Origin of the sequence: Vibrio sp. 397 (assembly GCF_033339395.1) — a bacterium.
GTDB lineage: Bacteria > Pseudomonadota > Gammaproteobacteria > Enterobacterales > Vibrionaceae > Vibrio > Vibrio alginolyticus.
Window position 1 is genome coordinate 45,337 of the sequence record NZ_JAWOUN010000018.1, and the last position, 15,408, is coordinate 60,744.

12 protein-coding genes are annotated in these 15,408 nt (G+C 43.9%); 3 read left to right on the plus strand and 9 right to left on the minus strand.

Annotated features, from left to right (window positions below; translation table 11 throughout):
- The first annotated feature begins 1 nt into the window (after position 1).
- The 3 genes from lpxK to kdsB are packed head-to-tail and all read left to right on the plus strand — an operon-like array spanning position 2 to position 1,924.
- Positions 2-1,009 carry a tetraacyldisaccharide 4'-kinase gene (gene lpxK, locus R7P36_RS21125; RefSeq protein ID WP_213899470.1) on the plus strand — a complete coding sequence of 336 codons (1,008 nt, stop codon included), beginning with the start codon at positions 2-4 and terminating at the stop codon, positions 1,007-1,009.
- Positions 990-1,169 carry a Trm112 family protein gene (locus tag R7P36_RS21130; protein ID WP_213899469.1) on the plus strand — a complete coding sequence of 60 codons (180 nt, stop codon included), beginning with the start codon at positions 990-992 and terminating at the stop codon, positions 1,167-1,169. Before lpxK ends, R7P36_RS21130 begins: the two co-directional genes overlap by 20 nt.
- A complete protein-coding gene (gene kdsB / locus R7P36_RS21135; RefSeq protein WP_213899468.1) occupies positions 1,169-1,924 on the plus strand; it encodes a 3-deoxy-manno-octulosonate cytidylyltransferase in 756 nt (251 codons plus the stop codon). The genes R7P36_RS21130 and kdsB overlap by 1 nt, the downstream gene beginning before the upstream one ends.
- A 79-nt stretch (positions 1,925-2,003) precedes the next feature.
- Here the strand turns inward: kdsB and R7P36_RS21140 are convergent, their stop codons facing one another.
- The 9 genes from R7P36_RS21140 to R7P36_RS21180 all read right to left on the minus strand — a co-directional run bounded on the left by R7P36_RS21140 (position 2,004) and on the right by R7P36_RS21180 (position 14,989).
- Positions 2,004-3,563: a SpoVR family protein gene (locus tag R7P36_RS21140; RefSeq protein WP_005378449.1), complete on the minus strand. Its 1,560-nt coding sequence runs from the start codon at positions 3,561-3,563 to the stop codon at positions 2,004-2,006.
- 11 nt (positions 3,564-3,574) lie between these two features.
- Entirely contained in the window at positions 3,575-4,846 is a 1,272-nt protein-coding gene (locus tag R7P36_RS21145; RefSeq protein WP_005378448.1) for a YeaH/YhbH family protein, read from the minus strand.
- A 47-nt stretch (positions 4,847-4,893) separates the two neighbouring features.
- Positions 4,894-6,828, minus strand: a complete 1,935-nt coding sequence (locus R7P36_RS21150; protein ID WP_005378447.1) for a PrkA family serine protein kinase — start codon at positions 6,826-6,828, stop codon at positions 4,894-4,896.
- Between the two features lie 493 nt (positions 6,829-7,321).
- The gene (locus R7P36_RS21155) at positions 7,322-7,822 is read right to left on the minus strand and encodes a YfbU family protein (protein WP_005378446.1); all 501 of its coding nucleotides are present in this window, start codon (positions 7,820-7,822) and stop codon (positions 7,322-7,324) included.
- Between the two features lie 136 nt (positions 7,823-7,958).
- Positions 7,959-8,624, minus strand: a complete 666-nt coding sequence (locus R7P36_RS21160; protein ID WP_104978939.1) for an energy-coupling factor ABC transporter permease — start codon at positions 8,622-8,624, stop codon at positions 7,959-7,961.
- Between the two features lie 154 nt (positions 8,625-8,778).
- Positions 8,779-9,519, minus strand: coding sequence for a pyruvate formate lyase 1-activating protein (gene pflA, locus R7P36_RS21165; protein ID WP_005387854.1), 741 nt, complete (start codon positions 9,517-9,519; stop codon positions 8,779-8,781).
- 211 nt (positions 9,520-9,730) lie between these two features.
- The gene (locus tag R7P36_RS21170; RefSeq protein WP_005387855.1) at positions 9,731-10,708 is read right to left on the minus strand and encodes a lipid A deacylase LpxR family protein; all 978 of its coding nucleotides are present in this window, start codon (positions 10,706-10,708) and stop codon (positions 9,731-9,733) included.
- A gap of 153 nt (positions 10,709-10,861) precedes the next feature.
- On the minus strand, positions 10,862-13,138 hold the full coding sequence (gene pflB / locus R7P36_RS21175; RefSeq protein ID WP_005378442.1) for a formate C-acetyltransferase: 2,277 nt from the start codon (positions 13,136-13,138) through the stop codon (positions 10,862-10,864).
- A 303-nt stretch (positions 13,139-13,441) separates the two neighbouring features.
- Positions 13,442-14,989, minus strand: a complete 1,548-nt coding sequence (locus R7P36_RS21180; protein ID WP_005378441.1) for a DUF3360 family protein — start codon at positions 14,987-14,989, stop codon at positions 13,442-13,444.
- Positions 14,990-15,408: the final 419 nt, after the last annotated feature.

The following is a 15,408-nucleotide window of genomic DNA, read 5'->3' on the forward strand; positions in this document are numbered from 1 at the left end:
GGTGATTGAAAAAATCTGGTTTGAAAACCATCCAATAAAATATCTCTTGTGGCCGCTTTTGTGGCCACTGAGTTTATTATTTGGAGCGATAAGCAAGTCAAAGCGAAAGCAATACCAAACTGGCCGCAAGCAAGCTTATAATGCGCCTATACCTGTTGTTGTGGTTGGCAATATCACTGCTGGTGGCAATGGTAAAACACCAGTTGTTGTGTGGCTTGTTGAGCAACTACAGCAAATGGGCTTTAAGCCGGGGGTTGTTTCTCGTGGTTATGGGGCAAAGGCTCCTGCCTATCCGTTAGTGCTAAAAGAAGATACGCCTGCGAAACATTGTGGTGATGAACCTAAGTTGATTCATCGCCGCACAGGAGCACCTGTTGCGGTAGACCCGGTGCGTGTAAATGCAGTGAAAGCACTGCTCGAGTCAGGTGTGGATATCATTATTACGGACGATGGGTTGCAACATTATGCGTTAGGCCGTGATATTGAGTTAGTGATTGTGGATGGGAACCGCCGGTTTGGGAATGAAAGCCTCATTCCGCTTGGCCCACTTCGTGAAGGGGTCGAGCGTCTTGCTGAAGTCGATTTTATCATCACCAATGGCGGTCAAACACATACGGGCGAAATCGCAATGACTTTAGCGCCATCTAAAGCCATTAACCTCAAGACTAAGCAACTTGTTGAAGTTTCTGAGTTAAAAGAGCTAGTGGCATTTGCAGGGATTGGGCATCCACCACGATTTTTTCATACACTAAACTCGATGAACGCAGATGTTAAAGTCACAAAAGGTTTTGCTGACCATCAAGACTTTAACCAACAAGAATTAGAAGCATTGGCTCAACAAGGTGCCAATGTGATTATGACCGAGAAAGATGCCGTCAAGTGCAGCCATTATGCGCAAGATAATTGGTGGTATCTGCCTGTATCTGCCCAGTTTGAATCAAACGATGCAGAGCAAATTTTAAATAGAATAAAAGAGGTTAAAGCGGCTTATGGATCACCGTCTACTTGAGATTGTAGCTTGCCCTGTTTGCAAAGGTAAGCTGACGTACGATAAAGATAATCAAGAGTTGATCTGCAAATTGGATCGCCTTGCTTACCCGATCAAAGAGGGTATTCCAGTTCTGCTAGAGCCTGAAGCTCGCACTATGAGCATGGATGAGGTACGCTAATGTCTTTTACGGTTGTCATCCCTTCGCGCTATGCATCGAGCCGTTTGCCTGGTAAACCGCTAGCGGATATTGGTGGTAAGGCTATGGTTCAGTGGGTTTATGAACAAGCGCTACAAGCGGGTGCGGAAGATGTCATCGTTGCAACTGATGACGAGCGTGTTGCGAAAGCGGTTTCGTCATTTGGTGGTAAAGTTTGTATGACCTCTCCCCACCACGAATCAGGTACGGAGCGTCTTGCAGAAGTTGTTGAAAAGATGGCTATTCCGTCAGACCACATTATTGTTAATGTGCAAGGGGATGAGCCTTTGATTCCGCCGTCCATCATTCGTCAGGTTGCTGATAACTTATCAGGGTGTGAAGCCCCGATGGCGACGTTAGCTGTAGAGATAGACTCGGAAGAGGAAGTGTTCAACCCGAACGCTGTTAAAGTTGTCGCAGATGAGCAAGGCTATGCGTTGTACTTTAGTCGAGCAACCATCCCTTGGGATCGCGATAACTTTGCTAAACAAGACAAAACTATTGCCAACCCATTAATGCGTCATATTGGTATTTATGCTTATCGAGCTGGTTTCATTAATACGTATGTCAACTGGGCACCAAGTGCATTAGAGCAGATTGAGTGTCTTGAGCAACTGCGAGTGCTTTGGTACGGTGAAAAAATTCATGTGGCGGTAGCGAAAGAAGCACCAGCGGCAGGGGTTGATACGCCCGAAGACCTAGAAGCCGTGCGCGCGATTGTTGAGAAGCAAGCGTAACAAATGCTCATATAGATTTAAGAATAAACAAGGCTCCTGAATTAGGAGCCTTTTTGTTTTACTTGTATCGCGGTATTAGTTAAATGTTAGTGTCGTATTGGTTCCGTTTAGGGCAGGTCGCTAACACCTCCCGGTGACCGGTGTCTTTCACTTCTTGGAGAATGACATCAAAGCCCCATAATCGATACACGTGCTTTAGAACTTCTTCGTAACTATCATCAAGTGGGATGCGGTTGTGAGGAACGTACTGCAACGTAAGCGATCGATCACCACGGACATCGACATTGAACACCTGAATGTTTGGCTCAAGATTAGATAAGTTATACTGAGCGGCTAAGGTTTCTCTAATGCGTTTATAACCCATCTCATCGTGTATAGCAGCGACTTCAATAAAGTTCTTATGATCATCATCGTTGATCGCAAACAGCTTGAAATCACGCATTAATTTCGGAGAAAGGTATTGGCTAATAAAGCTTTCATCTTTGAAATTATGCATCGCGAAATGCACTGCATCTAACCAGTCGGTTCCTGCTAGGTCTGGAAACCACTCCTTGTCCTCATCAGTTGGTTCTTCGCAGATACGCTTAATATCTCGGAACATGGCAAAGCCTAACGCGTAGGGGTTAATGCCATTAAAGTAAGGACTGTTATAAGGCGGCTGAGCCACGACACTGGTGTGGCTATGTAAGAACTCTAGAATGAACTTTTCAGACACCAAGCCCTCATCATAAAGATGGTTGAGTATGGTATAGTGCCAGAACGTTGCCCAGCCCTCATTCATGACTTGCGTTTGTTTTTGCGGATAAAAATACTGACTGATCTTACGGACGATCCGAACAACTTCACGTTGCCACGGCTCTAGCAACGGCGCATGTTTTTCGAAGAAGTAGAGCAAGTTTTCCTGAGGCTCGCTTGGGAATCGCTCTTTAATGTCTTCCTCTTTCGTCTTGGCTGTTGGTACCGTGCGCCAAAGCTCATTAACTTGAGATTGTAGGTATGCTTCGCGTTCTTCTTGTCTTGCTTTTTCCTCTGTAATTGAGATTTTCTCTGGACGCTTGTAGCGGTCTACACCAAAGTTCATTAACGCGTGACAAGAGTCGAGCAGTTTTTCCACTTCTTTTACGCCATATCGTTCTTCACACTCGGCTAAATACTTTTTGGCGAACAGCAGATAGTCGATAATAGAGCTGGCGTCAGTCCACGTTTGGAATAGGTAATTACCTTTGAAAAAAGAGTTATGGCCGTAACACGCGTGCGCTATAACGAGTGCTTGCATTGTTACCGTATTTTCTTCCATCAAATAAGCAATACAAGGGTCGGAGTTAATCACAATCTCGTAGGCTAACCCCATTTGACCATGTTTATAGTTCTGCTCTGTTTGAATGAATTTTTTACCAAATGACCAGTGGTTGTAATTGATTGGCATGCCGATACTTGAGTAGGCATCCATCATCTGTTCTGAAGTAATCACTTCTATTTGGTTAGGGTAAGTGTCTAGGCGATAATGCTCCGCGACACGCTTAATTTCTTTGTGGTATCGCTCTAACAGCTCAAATGTCCAATCTGGTCCATCTGGCAACACTTTACTGTTACGCTTCTTAGGCGCCTCTCCTGAGAGGTTTCTCGTTGCGGTATTCATCGCTAGCCTCCTTACGCCGTTTCTTTTTGGAATAGTTCACGAAAGACTGGGAAAATATCCTCCACAGAGCGAATGTTTTTCATTGCGAAATTAGGAAACTCTTCAGTGAGTTTTTCGTACTCATGCCATAGAGTTTGGTGCGAGCGCCGTGTGATCTCTATGTAAGAGTAGTACTGACAGTTTGGAAGTAATTTGTTCACTAACAGATCCCGGCATCTTGGCGAATCATCTGCCCAGTTGTCACCGTCGGATGCTTGAGCTGCATATATGTTCCACTGACCAATCGGGTATCGCTCTTTTACTATTTCATCCATTAACTTGAGCGCGCTAGATACAATGGTACCCCCGGTTTCTTGTGAATAGAAAAATTCGTGCTCGTCCACTTCCTTCGCTTGGGTATGGTGGCGGATAAAGACGACTTCGACATTCTCGTAGGTACGAGTTAAGAACAAGTACAAAAGAACATAGAAGCGTTTTGCGATGTCTTTCGTTGCCTGGTCCATCGAACCGGATACGTCCATTAGACAGAACATGACCGCTTGGCTTGATGGTACCGGGCGTTTCTCATAGTTCTTGAAGCGTAAGTCGAAGGTATCGATGAACGGCACGCTTTCGATTTTCTTGCGCAGTTCTTCAATTTCAGCCTTCAAGCGGTTCTCTTCAAACTGCTGAGCAGGTTCAATATTTTTGATGCGAGCAAGTTCGTCTTCTAACTCTTTAAGAAGTCGTTTCTTACCAGCAGTCATTGCAGTACGGCGCGCAAGAGATTGTTGCAGAGAACGTACTACGGCGATATTGGAAGGGATACCGGCAGTTTGAAAGCCTGCACGGTGTGTTTTCCATTCAGTGATTTTGGCAATTTGGTTTTTTTCTAGATTAGGCAGCTCGAGATCTTCGAACAAAATATCGAGGTACTCATCTTTTGATATTTGGAATACAAATTCGTCTTGGCCTTCTCCATCTGGACTGGCGTTCCCTTCTCCAGAGCCGCTACCTTGACCGCCACCTTTGGGACGCTCAATTTTATCACCAGTAATGAATTGATCGTTACCGGGATGAACTCGTTCGCGAACACCACCTTTGCCTTGATGAAATATAGGCTCATTGATGTCTTTGTGAGGGATAGAGACGTCTTCGCCCGTTTCCGTATTCGTAATCGAGCGTCGATTCACTGCGTCTGCTACCGACTCTTTTATTTGCTCTTTGTGGCGCTTCAAGAAGCGCTGTCGATTAACAGCGCTCTTGTTCTTGCCATTGAGCCTTCGGTCTATAAATTGCGCCATGAAATAGCCCTCTTCATGTTTCACAAGCGACCTAACTCAATACTGGGTTAGGATGACTTACGTACTCGTAGGTACCACTCAGAAAGTAGGCGAACCTGTTTCTCGGTATAGCCTTTTTCCATCATGCGAGCGACAAAGTCGTCGTGCTTCTTCTGATCTTCAGAAGAGGTTTTCGCATTAAATGAGATAACCGGAAGTAGCTCTTCGGTATTGGAGAACATTTTCTTCTCGATTACTGTGCGCAGTTTTTCGTAGCTGGTCCAAACCGGGTTTTGACCATTGTTATTCGCTTTCGCACGAAGCACAAAGTTAACGATTTCGTTTCGGAAATCTTTCGGGTTAGAAATACCAGCTGTTTTTTCGATCTTTTCTAGCTCTGCATTCAGTGAAGAGCGATCAAATAGCTGACCGGTTTCTGGATCTCGGTACTCTTGGTCTTGAATCCAGAAGTCTGCATAGGTGACATATCGGTCGAAGATGTTTTGGCCGTACTCAGAGTAAGACTCAAGATAAGCGGTCTGAATCTCTTTACCGATAAATTCAACGTATCGAGGTACTAGGTAGCCTTTTAAGAACTCGAGATATTTCTCTGCTGTTTCAGCAGGGAACTGTTCGCGCTCAACCTGTTGTTCAATCACATAGAATAGATGTACAGGGTTGGCTGCCACTTCGGTTTGGTCGAAGTTAAATACGCGTGACAAAATCTTAAAGGCAAAACGTGTTGAAAGACCGTTCATGCCTTCATCGACACCAGCATAATCACGATACTCTTGATAGCTTTTTGCCTTTGGATCCGTATCTTTCAGCGTTTCACCGTCGTATACGCGCATCTTAGAGAAGATGGACGAGTTCTCAGGCTCTTTAAGTCTAGAAAGAATACTGAATTGTGCCAGAGTCTCGAGCGTGCTTGGTGAACAAGGGGCTTGAGACAACTCACTGTTTTCAAGAAGTTTTTGGTAGATTTTGACTTCTTCTGAAACACGTAGACAGTAAGGTACTTTCACAATATAAACACGGTCCAAGAACGCTTCATTGTTCTTGTTGTTACGGAAGGTCTGCCACTCAGATTCGTTTGAGTGAGCCAGAATCATACCGTCGAATGGAATCGCAGAAAGGCCTTCTGTACCGTTGAAGTTGCCTTCTTGCGTTGCTGTTAACAGCGGGTGAAGCACTTTGATTGGTGCTTTGAACATCTCAACGAATTCCATTAAACCTTGGTTTGCTTTACACAGCGCACCGGAGTAGCTGTAAGCGTCTGGATCGTCTTGCGAATAGTGTTCAAGCTTACGAATATCGACTTTACCAACCAATGATGAGATATCTTGGTTGTTTTCATCGCCTGGTTCAGTTTTGGCAATACCGATTTGGTCAAGGATAGAAGGGCGTACTTTCACTACTTTAAATTTGGTGATATCACCACCAAACTCGTGAAGACGTTTAGCGGCCCAAGGAGACATGATCGAGCGAAGATAACGGTGCTCAATGCCATATTCTTTTTTCAAAATATCGCCATCTTCTGTGGCTTTGAATAGGCAGAATGGATGGTCATTCACTGGGCTGCGTTCGCCGTTAGCAGTAAGAACATAAATAGGCATCTGTTCCATCAGAGCCTTAAGCTTTTCTGCAAGCGAAGACTTACCGCCACCTACAGGGCCGAGTAAGTAAAGAATCTGCTTACGCTCTTCTAGGCCTTGCGCCGCATGTTTTAGGTAAGACACAATTTGTTCTATGGCATCTTCCATGCCATAAAAGTCTTTAAAGGTTTCATAACGAGAGATAACACGATTCGAGAAGATTCGGCTTAGTCTCGGATCCTTTGCCGTATCGATTATCTCTGGTTCACCAATCGCCATCAGTAGGCGTTCTGCTGCATTAGCATAAGCGCTTTTGTCATCTTTACACAGGGCTAAAAACTCCTGTAACGACATCTCTTCATCTTTTGCAGCTTCATATCTTGATTGATAGTGGTCGAAAATACTCATGTCGCTTTCCCCTTTAATAGTCAGTCTACCGACGAACGTTGATTCAGGCTTTCCACCAACAGTTATGCTCGTTGTTGTTTGAATATACGTCCTGTTATCACATTTGGTTCGTACAGAATGTAAGATTGGCGACACCAAAGACTTTGCTTTATGGACGGTTTTTTCGTTACAACGGTGAGCGGTGGATATGAATTTTTCAATCACAGCCTTTCTCTACTTAAGCCTAGTCGGGGATTTGCAATTTTGCTTAACAATTATGAATTTATTGTAAAAGTGACATTTGAATCACTCTTTTATTAAGGACGAATTTATGTCGTGAATAGGTGCAATAGAAATCAAATATTTGGCAAAGACAGAAGAGTCTCAGTGATTCGTTGTTCTACATTGAGCAAGGTAAGTGAAAGAGGTAGGAAGAGAGCAAAGTCTTAGATAAGTTTGTGACAGGGTAAATAACAAGGAGAGCGGGCGCTCTCCTCATTCTTAGACGACCATTTTATGCGCTGAAGATTTGCGCTAGTTCGTTTTCACATAAATGATACTGACGAGGGCAGTTACGCCAAGTTTGCAGCATACGGCGGTATTTATCTAGCATCGGCATTTGGCTGTTAAAGTGATGATCTGCCTTGTCAAACTGAGGGTACAAACCTTCAGAATCGATGAGAAAACGTACGTAATGTACTTGTTGCGCTTCTGAAGCGATATCAAATCCCAAGAACTTCAAGCGGCGCTGATCTACGTTGCTGCGGTCTTCATCGTCTAGCATGTTGTAAGATTCTTGCATCGCATGATACATCTCCATAACGTCGATGATCTCACGACATTCTGCTTCTGAGAGGCAGCCGAAATCTTTGTTCAACTCTCGCATTTGTAGTTCATAACCACGTTCAACGATCGTTTGTAAGCGTTTGTATTTGGCCGCATTACTTGGATCAAGTTGAGACATAAGGTTGTATTGGTTTGATAGAATCAAACGTTGAGCGTTTGACATTTCCATGGTGACCTCACTAGATATCTAATACATTTTTAATGTGCTTAGGTTAACGCTTAAGACATGAGTGAAACATGATCTCAACACATATTTAATACTAAAAAATGGCAAGAACTGTCACTTTTGACCAGTTTGAAAACACTTATTTATGGTAATGATTGTATATGTAGTCTCGGTCTGAAAATACTCTCAGCCACTCTGGCTTGAATACGGTTAAAACCGCCAGTGCCATACCATTTAATAGACCTTCTGGAAAGGCGAGCAACGGCACAAAAACAAAGTAGTTATGTTGAATGGTTTCCCAATCGTAGTGACCAACTGATAGGTGATAAAAAGAGTTAATGATGAGGTGCAGACTTCCTGTTATCGCGCCATTGAAAAATCCAGCAACGAAGATGAAAACAAAAATGTTTCGTGGCAAGTAGTGGTAACTCAGAAGAAACACTAAGTAACTAATGAAAATCGGAATTAGGGCAGATAGAACTAACGACGTGGGTAAGAGTAGCAAGGACACATCATGTAGTAGGTGGTTGACCAACATAGCGGGAATGCTGAGTATAAATGCCATGCGCCAACCATACATCATCGTCAGCGTTGTTAGTGCAAGAAAATGAATCTGTAATCCTTCTTTTACACCTGCTTGAGCGGCCCATAAAATACTGAAAAAGAAGAGCGTTGCAAAAACGAGGTGCTGAAATCCTTTTTCTTTTTCCAGTTTGGGCCAAACGACTTTTTTCCAATCTGGTAGGCAGTAGACTACTACTATCCAAATTGAGACAACAAGAGAGCCTAAGTTAAACAAATCCATGTTACTTCCTTCCTATGCGAACATGACGCAATCATTTCTATCGTTCTTTTTATACCTAAATGACCGCAGAGAAACTCACTGATAAGGCTTAGATATAATCAAAAAAATACCAGCAATAAGCTGGTATTTTAAAGAGGTTAGTCTTGCGGTTCACTTAGTATTTTACGTTATCGTTGTATTGAGCAAGAATGGATTGAATTTCATCCATGGTTTCTTTCGGTGGCGGGTTTACGCCTTCGAGTGGGTATTCTAAGCCTAACGCTTCCCACTTATGAGCCCCTAATTTGTGGTAAGGAAGTAACTCGACCTTTTCGATGTTATCCATGTCTTTAATAAATTCACCAAGCATGTGTGCTGCTTCTGGGTCATCTGTGTAACCAGGCACGACGACATAGCGAATCCATGTTTTCTTTCCGATTTTTTGCAAGTAACGAGCAAAGTCCAATGTGCGTCGGTTGGATACACCGATGAGATCTTGGTGCACTTCGTCTTTCATGTGTTTGATGTCAAGCATGACTAAGTCTGTTGCATCCAGTACTTCATCGATAACATCAGTGTGCTTACGAACATAACCGTTAGTATCTAGACATGTATGAATGCCTTCGGTTTTAGCTGCGCGGAAAAAATCACGTACGAATTCCGGTTGAAGCATCGCTTCGCCGCCAGAACAAGTAACGCCACCACCTGATGCATTCATGAAGTGGCGGTAACTTTTCGCTTCGGAAATGATTTCTTCAACCGTGACTTCTTTGCCATCATGCGTGTCCCAAGTATCGCGGTTATGGCAATACTTACAGCGCATTAAACAACCTTGCAAGAAGACGATAAATCGAATACCAGGTCCGTCTACGGTACCACATGACTCAAATGAGTGAATACGACCAGCTGTTGACATCTTTTGCTCTCATTACTAGTAAATTCTAGCTGTTATTTTATTACAAAAAGCAGGGTTAAAACAGCTTTGTCGGTACTAAAGGCAAGGTTATTTGAAGAAAGAAAATAGATGGAGCCAATCTGCATAAACGCTTGAACACGAGGTGGTTAATACCTACCCCGAGAACTTGCCGTGTATCTAGATTGACTTCGATGCTGGGATAATCCAGTTTTTAGAAAAAGGCGAACACGGAGAACGAGCCTGTCCCATAAACATCGGTTTGGGCTTCTTCATAATCCGGTGTTTTAATTGTAAAGGTGATGCTTGCACCGTAATTTTGGTTGTACCAAGATACTCCCGCGACGGCACTTGCTTGCCAATTTTGCAGTGTGACGTCGTATGGCGCTGACGGTTCAGGAATGCCAGGACGATCTCCTTCGATAGTCATGTCATTAAAGCGGTAACGACCTTCAAACCCGGTGAACAAGAACCAACTCGACGTGTTCTGAGCGATCATACTTGCTGAGAAAGGGCTTTCGACACTGATATTGGCGGCTCCGATGCTATTCGCTAGGTTTGTACCCCAACGAAACATGACGCCTTGAGAGACATCACTACGGAAGTTACCCGCATTGATGTCGTTAATGTTGGTGATCTCCCATTGTGTTTTTTGTTCTTCGCTGCGCATCAATTTGTTAAATACGCGGTAACCAAGGCTGAACGCCACTTTATCTTCAATCTGGTAATCCCAACCTTGAGGGTCCGTCGATCCTGTTATGCCGTGAACGATTTCTTGCGCCTTTTCTGATAGCGAACTTTCACCCGTAGCTCCTATGGTGAAATTGTACCGTACAGCTTTGTCACTCGTTAGGGAAAGGTAGTTGATTTCGGTGTGTAGGTAACCGGCATATGGGCGATCATTGATTAGTGGATAATCGGCTTCAATGTCGCTTGGAGTCCACATTTTGTGGCCAAGAACCAACTCTATTTTATCGATATTGGCGTGCTCTGAGTTAGCTAGACTCAGCCATTTCCATTGGCTTTCTTGTGTCAGTTGGTCTGTCGCGTAAGAAAGGAAAACACCATTCGTATAGTCTTGATCGACGCCAAAAATACCATCGTTGTCGATGGTAAAAGAAACCGTAGACTTAGTGGATGCTATTGCAACTGGAGAAAGAAGGGTAAGAATAATTAATTTACTAAATCTCATAGACTTTATTTGCTAACTTTTTTCGCATCATACGTAAGAATGCGGGCAAAAGTCTTTCGCGATATCACAACTTTCATTCAAGAAATAAAAAAAGGCTGATGCTACTTAGCATCAGCCTTTGTTGTATTACTAGAACGTTATTTCGCTATAGTCTTATAGAGACTCAGTGAATGTACGTGCGATTACGTCAGCTTGTTGCTCTGCAGTTAGAGAGTTGAAGCGAACAGCGTAACCAGATACACGGATTGTTAGCTGAGGGTATTTCTCTGGGTGCTTAACTGCGTCTTCTAGAGTTTCACGGTTAAGAACGTTCACGTTTAGGTGTTGGCCACCTTCGATACCCGCTTCGTGGTGGAAGTAACCATCCATCAGACCAGCAAGGTTAGCGCGTTGTGAACCCTCATCTTTACCTAGTGCGTTAGGTACGATAGAGAATGTGTAAGAGATACCATCTTGTGCGTCAGCAAACGGCAGTTTAGCAACTGAAGTTAGTGATGCTACAGCACCTTTCTCGTCACGACCGTGCATTGGGTTTGCACCTGGAGCAAATGGAGCACCAGCACGACGACCGTCAGGCGTGTTACCAGTTTTCTTACCGTAAACCACGTTTGAAGTGATAGTAAGAATTGACTGAGTAGGGATTGCATCACGGTAAGTCTTAAGCTTACGGATTTTGCCCATAAATACAGAAACAAGTTCACATGCAATGTCATCAACGCGTGGGTCGTTGTTACCGAATTTAGGGTAATCGCCTTCGATTTCGAAGTCGATTGCTAGACCGTCTTCGTCACGAATTGGCTTAACTTTTGCGTATTTAATTGCAGATAGTGAGTCAGCTGCAACAGATAGACCAGCAATACCACAAGCCATAGTACGCTTAACGTCACGGTCGTGTAGAGCCATTAGCGCCGCTTCGTAGCTGTACTTATCGTGCATGAAGTGGATAGCGTTTAGTGCAGTCACATATTGTTTCGCTAGCCAATCCATGAAGTGGTCCATTTTCTCCCACAGTTCATCGTAGTTAAGAACATCGCCTTCGATCTTAGGCATTTGCGGGCCAACTTGGATTTTTAGCTTCTCATCCACACCACCGTTGATGGTGTAAAGCATTGTTTTCGCAAGGTTCGCACGAGCACCGAAGAACTGCATTTGCTTACCAACAACCATTGGAGATACACAACATGCGATCGCGTAGTCGTCAGAGTTCATGTCTGGACGCATTAGGTCGTCATTTTCGTACTGAATAGAAGAAGTATCGATAGATACTTTCGCACAGAACTTCTTGAAGCCTTCAGGTAGTTGCTCAGACCAAAGAACAGTGATGTTTGGCTCTGGAGAAGGACCCATAGTGTATAGTGAGTTTAGGAAACGGAAGTTTGTACGAGTAACTAGCGTACGACCGTCAAGACCCATACCACCCATAGACTCAGTTGCCCAGATAGGGTCGCCAGAGAATAGATCATCGTACTCAGGAGTACGTAGGAAACGAACCATACGTAGTTTCATTACGAAGTGGTCGATCATTTCCTGAGCTTGTTCTTCAGTTAGCTTACCAGCCGCGATATCACGTTCGATGAAGATGTCTAGGAACGTAGAAGTACGACCTAGAGACATAGCCGCACCGTTTTGAGATTTAACAGCAGCTAGGTAACCGAAGTAAGTCCACTGAATAGCTTCTTGCGCAGTTTCAGCAGGACGAGAAATATCACAACCGTATTTTGCAGCCATTTCTTTGATTTGACCTAGAGCACGGTGTTGCTCTGCGATCTCTTCACGAAGCTGCATTGTCATTTGTAGGTCTTCGCCGTTCTCAAAACGCTCTTGTAGAGAAGAGAACTGCGCGAATTTATCCTTCATTAGGAAGTCAATACCGTATAGAGCAACACGACGGTAGTCACCGATGATACGACCACGACCGTATGCATCTGGAAGACCAGTCAGTACGCCAGATTTACGACACGCCATGATTTGAGGAGTGTAGATATCGAAAACGCCTTGGTTGTGAGTTTTACGGTATTCTGTGTAGATTTTTTTAACTTGTGGGTCTAGCTCGCGGTCGTAGGCTTTGCATGAACCTTCAACCATGCGGATACCACCGTTAGGGATGATCGCACGTTTTAGAGGAGCGTCAGTTTGAAGACCTACGATAGTTTCTAGGTCTTTTTCGATGTAGCCTGCATCGTGAGCAGTGATGGTAGAGATAACTGAAGTATCAAAATCAACAGGAGCGTGAGTCGCGTTCTCTTGTTTGATGCCTTCCATTACCTTAGCCCAAAGCTTGTTAGTCGCTTCAGTACCTTCAGAAACTAGGAAAGATTCGTCGCCTTCGTACGGAGTGTAGTTCTTCTGAATGAAATCACGAACGTTTACTTCGTTTTGCCAGTCGCCTGCAGCAAAACCTTCCCAAGCTTTAGCAAATTGCTCTGCCATGACATACCTACCTTTTTAGTAGAAAAAAATACGTACTGCTTCGCCGTTGAGCCAGCTATCCCCAGATAAAAGAGGGGAACAGTACACTCTTATGAATAACAATATTTATAGTCTTAAATTTACGTATTCGATTTACAAAACTATAAATATTGTCACTAGTTTTAACGTTTCTCTTTTTAAGCAACAGTTAGAGGTTAAACTAAAATTTTTTTGCAAACCTTAAACTAAATCAATAAATCCTCAAAAATCTCGATAAAAATGGGGTAGCGACGAGCGCTACCCACAAATTTCTGGACTGCTAGCTTATAGCCAAGCTTGGATGCCATACTGGCCTTCAAGCATACCAACTGCAAGCATAGCAACTAAACAGATAACAAGTACGCTTACTGGGATCACAATCTTGTCTACAAATGATAGGCGAGACGCGCGCTCTTTATCCCCAATTAAACCGTTGTTATCTAAAAGCATAGTTAGTGCCCAAGCTAGAACTGGGTTAACAACGGCAGAACCAAAGATACAGATACCTGCTGCTTGTGAGTCTTTCGAGTCCTTCACCATCTGCATGCCAGCTTCAAGCAGTGGTAGAGATACACCAACGAGAAGAGCAACGCGCATAACTGGAGGCCATACTGCAACGTCCATAGGAAAACCAAGGATTGCAACAATAATACATAGAGAGCCTAGTAAGATGGCACCAGCAGGAATAGGGCGTTTCGCGATTGCAGCAGGGATCATGTAAGTCCCCCAAGATGATGTGATGTTACCACCACCCACTGCAGTACCGACCATTTGGCGAACGGAACACATTGTCATTGTGTCATCTACGTCCATCAGCACTTTCTCACTCTTACGTGGGTAGTTCATCTCTTGGAAGATACGGTGACCCAAGAAGTCAGGTGACCACATTGCTACCGCAAGAATGGCGAATGGTAGTGAAGCGATAAAGTGTTCCATATTAGGAAGACCAAGCATCCAACCTTCTTCTGTTGAACCCCACCAGTAGATTGGATTTAGGTTTGGAAGGCCTGTCTCGGTTACGAATTTAATATCGAAGCCTGCGCCAAGAGCAAGTGCGATTGCAAGGCCAGTGAAGGCACAAACAGGGATCGCTAGCCAGCGTTTGTTCACTTTAGCAAGGAACGCGTATAAGCCAATGGTAACCGCAAGAACAATTAGACCGATGTAACCCATGCTACCAGCGGCAACCGTATCGGATTGCAAACCAACAGCCCAAGCTTGAATAGAGTTAATTTGGCTCATGGTTCCGGTTAAACCTAAGAAAATAAGAAGGCCACCAGCCGTACCTTCAGAGGTGAGGTTAACCAGTTTTGACCCACCTTTTAAGAGGCTCAAAATCAAACCAAACACACCAATGAGAATTGCTAATGCAAGAGGGTGAGCACCAGCAAGAGCGATGGTACCAATAAGAGGGATCATTGGGCCGTGGTTGCCTGCTAGGTTGGCTTTAGGGTTAATAAAACCAGAGGCAAGTACACAGAAAAGAAGTGCAGGGATGAGCATTTCTACACGCGCAACTTCGATAGCAAAGTCCTTGCCTAAGTTTACGTGGTCCCATGCTGCAGTAAGACCTTCAGCCCAAGACATCATAACCGCAGAGTACATTGCGATAATACCGATAGTACCAGCAAGTGCTGGAACAAGGTCTTCAAGCTCAAAGCGGAAGTCACGACCTGGCAAGTTCAAGCCAAAACGACGTGGCTTCATGATTTGTAGTTCGTGGTCTAGGTAGTCTGAACGGCTTGCGAACTCAGATGCTGGACGATGAAGCTCACGGTAGCTCTTGGTCTCGATATCTGAATCAGAGTGCGTTTTGTTAACTGCGTCTGACATAGATTCCTCATATATTTAAAAGTTATGAATTCTTCATTCAATTGTGTTAATCCGCATCCTGCGGCACGCTTATGCTAGCTATTGTTAGATTTGTTACACGTCGACACTGTGCCTAAGCATAGCTAATAACTTATTGTGTTGAGGCACAAAAAAAGCCTCATCTTTTGGCAGGAGTCTAGCAAGATAGCCATTTAGGGTGATTGATTTAGATCACTTTAAGAATGGTTGTGAAATAAAACTACAGAAAGTTTCTGGCATGCGAATGAGATGCGGAGATCTTGTGTAATTTCATTACACAAGTTGCATAAAATTAGAACTTTTTGTCCTTTTGCACGAGATGCAGATTAAATGTCAATATTCACGATGATTATATAAAGCTGGCTTTATTCTTGCTTTGGACAGAGCAAAGACAATTTTTT

Coding starts and splice junctions, on each gene's coding strand:
- R7P36_RS21140 (WP_005378449.1), bottom strand. CDS start 3,563: ATGAATACCGCAACGAGAAACCTCTCAGGAGAGGCGCCTAAGAAGCGT.
- R7P36_RS21170 (WP_005387855.1), bottom strand. CDS start 10,708: ATGAGATTTAGTAAATTAATTATTCTTACCCTTCTTTCTCCAGTTGCA.
- pflA (WP_005387854.1), bottom strand. CDS start 9,519: ATGTCAACAGCTGGTCGTATTCACTCATTTGAGTCATGTGGTACCGTA.
- R7P36_RS21155 (WP_005378446.1), bottom strand. CDS start 7,822: ATGGAAATGTCAAACGCTCAACGTTTGATTCTATCAAACCAATACAAC.
- R7P36_RS21180 (WP_005378441.1), bottom strand. CDS start 14,989: ATGTCAGACGCAGTTAACAAAACGCACTCTGATTCAGATATCGAGACC.
- kdsB (WP_213899468.1), top strand. CDS start 1,169: ATGTCTTTTACGGTTGTCATCCCTTCGCGCTATGCATCGAGCCGTTTG.
- R7P36_RS21150 (WP_005378447.1), bottom strand. CDS start 6,828: ATGAGTATTTTCGACCACTATCAATCAAGATATGAAGCTGCAAAAGAT.
- pflB (WP_005378442.1), bottom strand. CDS start 13,138: ATGGCAGAGCAATTTGCTAAAGCTTGGGAAGGTTTTGCTGCAGGCGAC.
- R7P36_RS21145 (WP_005378448.1), bottom strand. CDS start 4,846: ATGGCGCAATTTATAGACCGAAGGCTCAATGGCAAGAACAAGAGCGCT.
- R7P36_RS21130 (WP_213899469.1), top strand. CDS start 990: ATGGATCACCGTCTACTTGAGATTGTAGCTTGCCCTGTTTGCAAAGGT.
- R7P36_RS21160 (WP_104978939.1), bottom strand. CDS start 8,624: ATGGATTTGTTTAACTTAGGCTCTCTTGTTGTCTCAATTTGGATAGTA.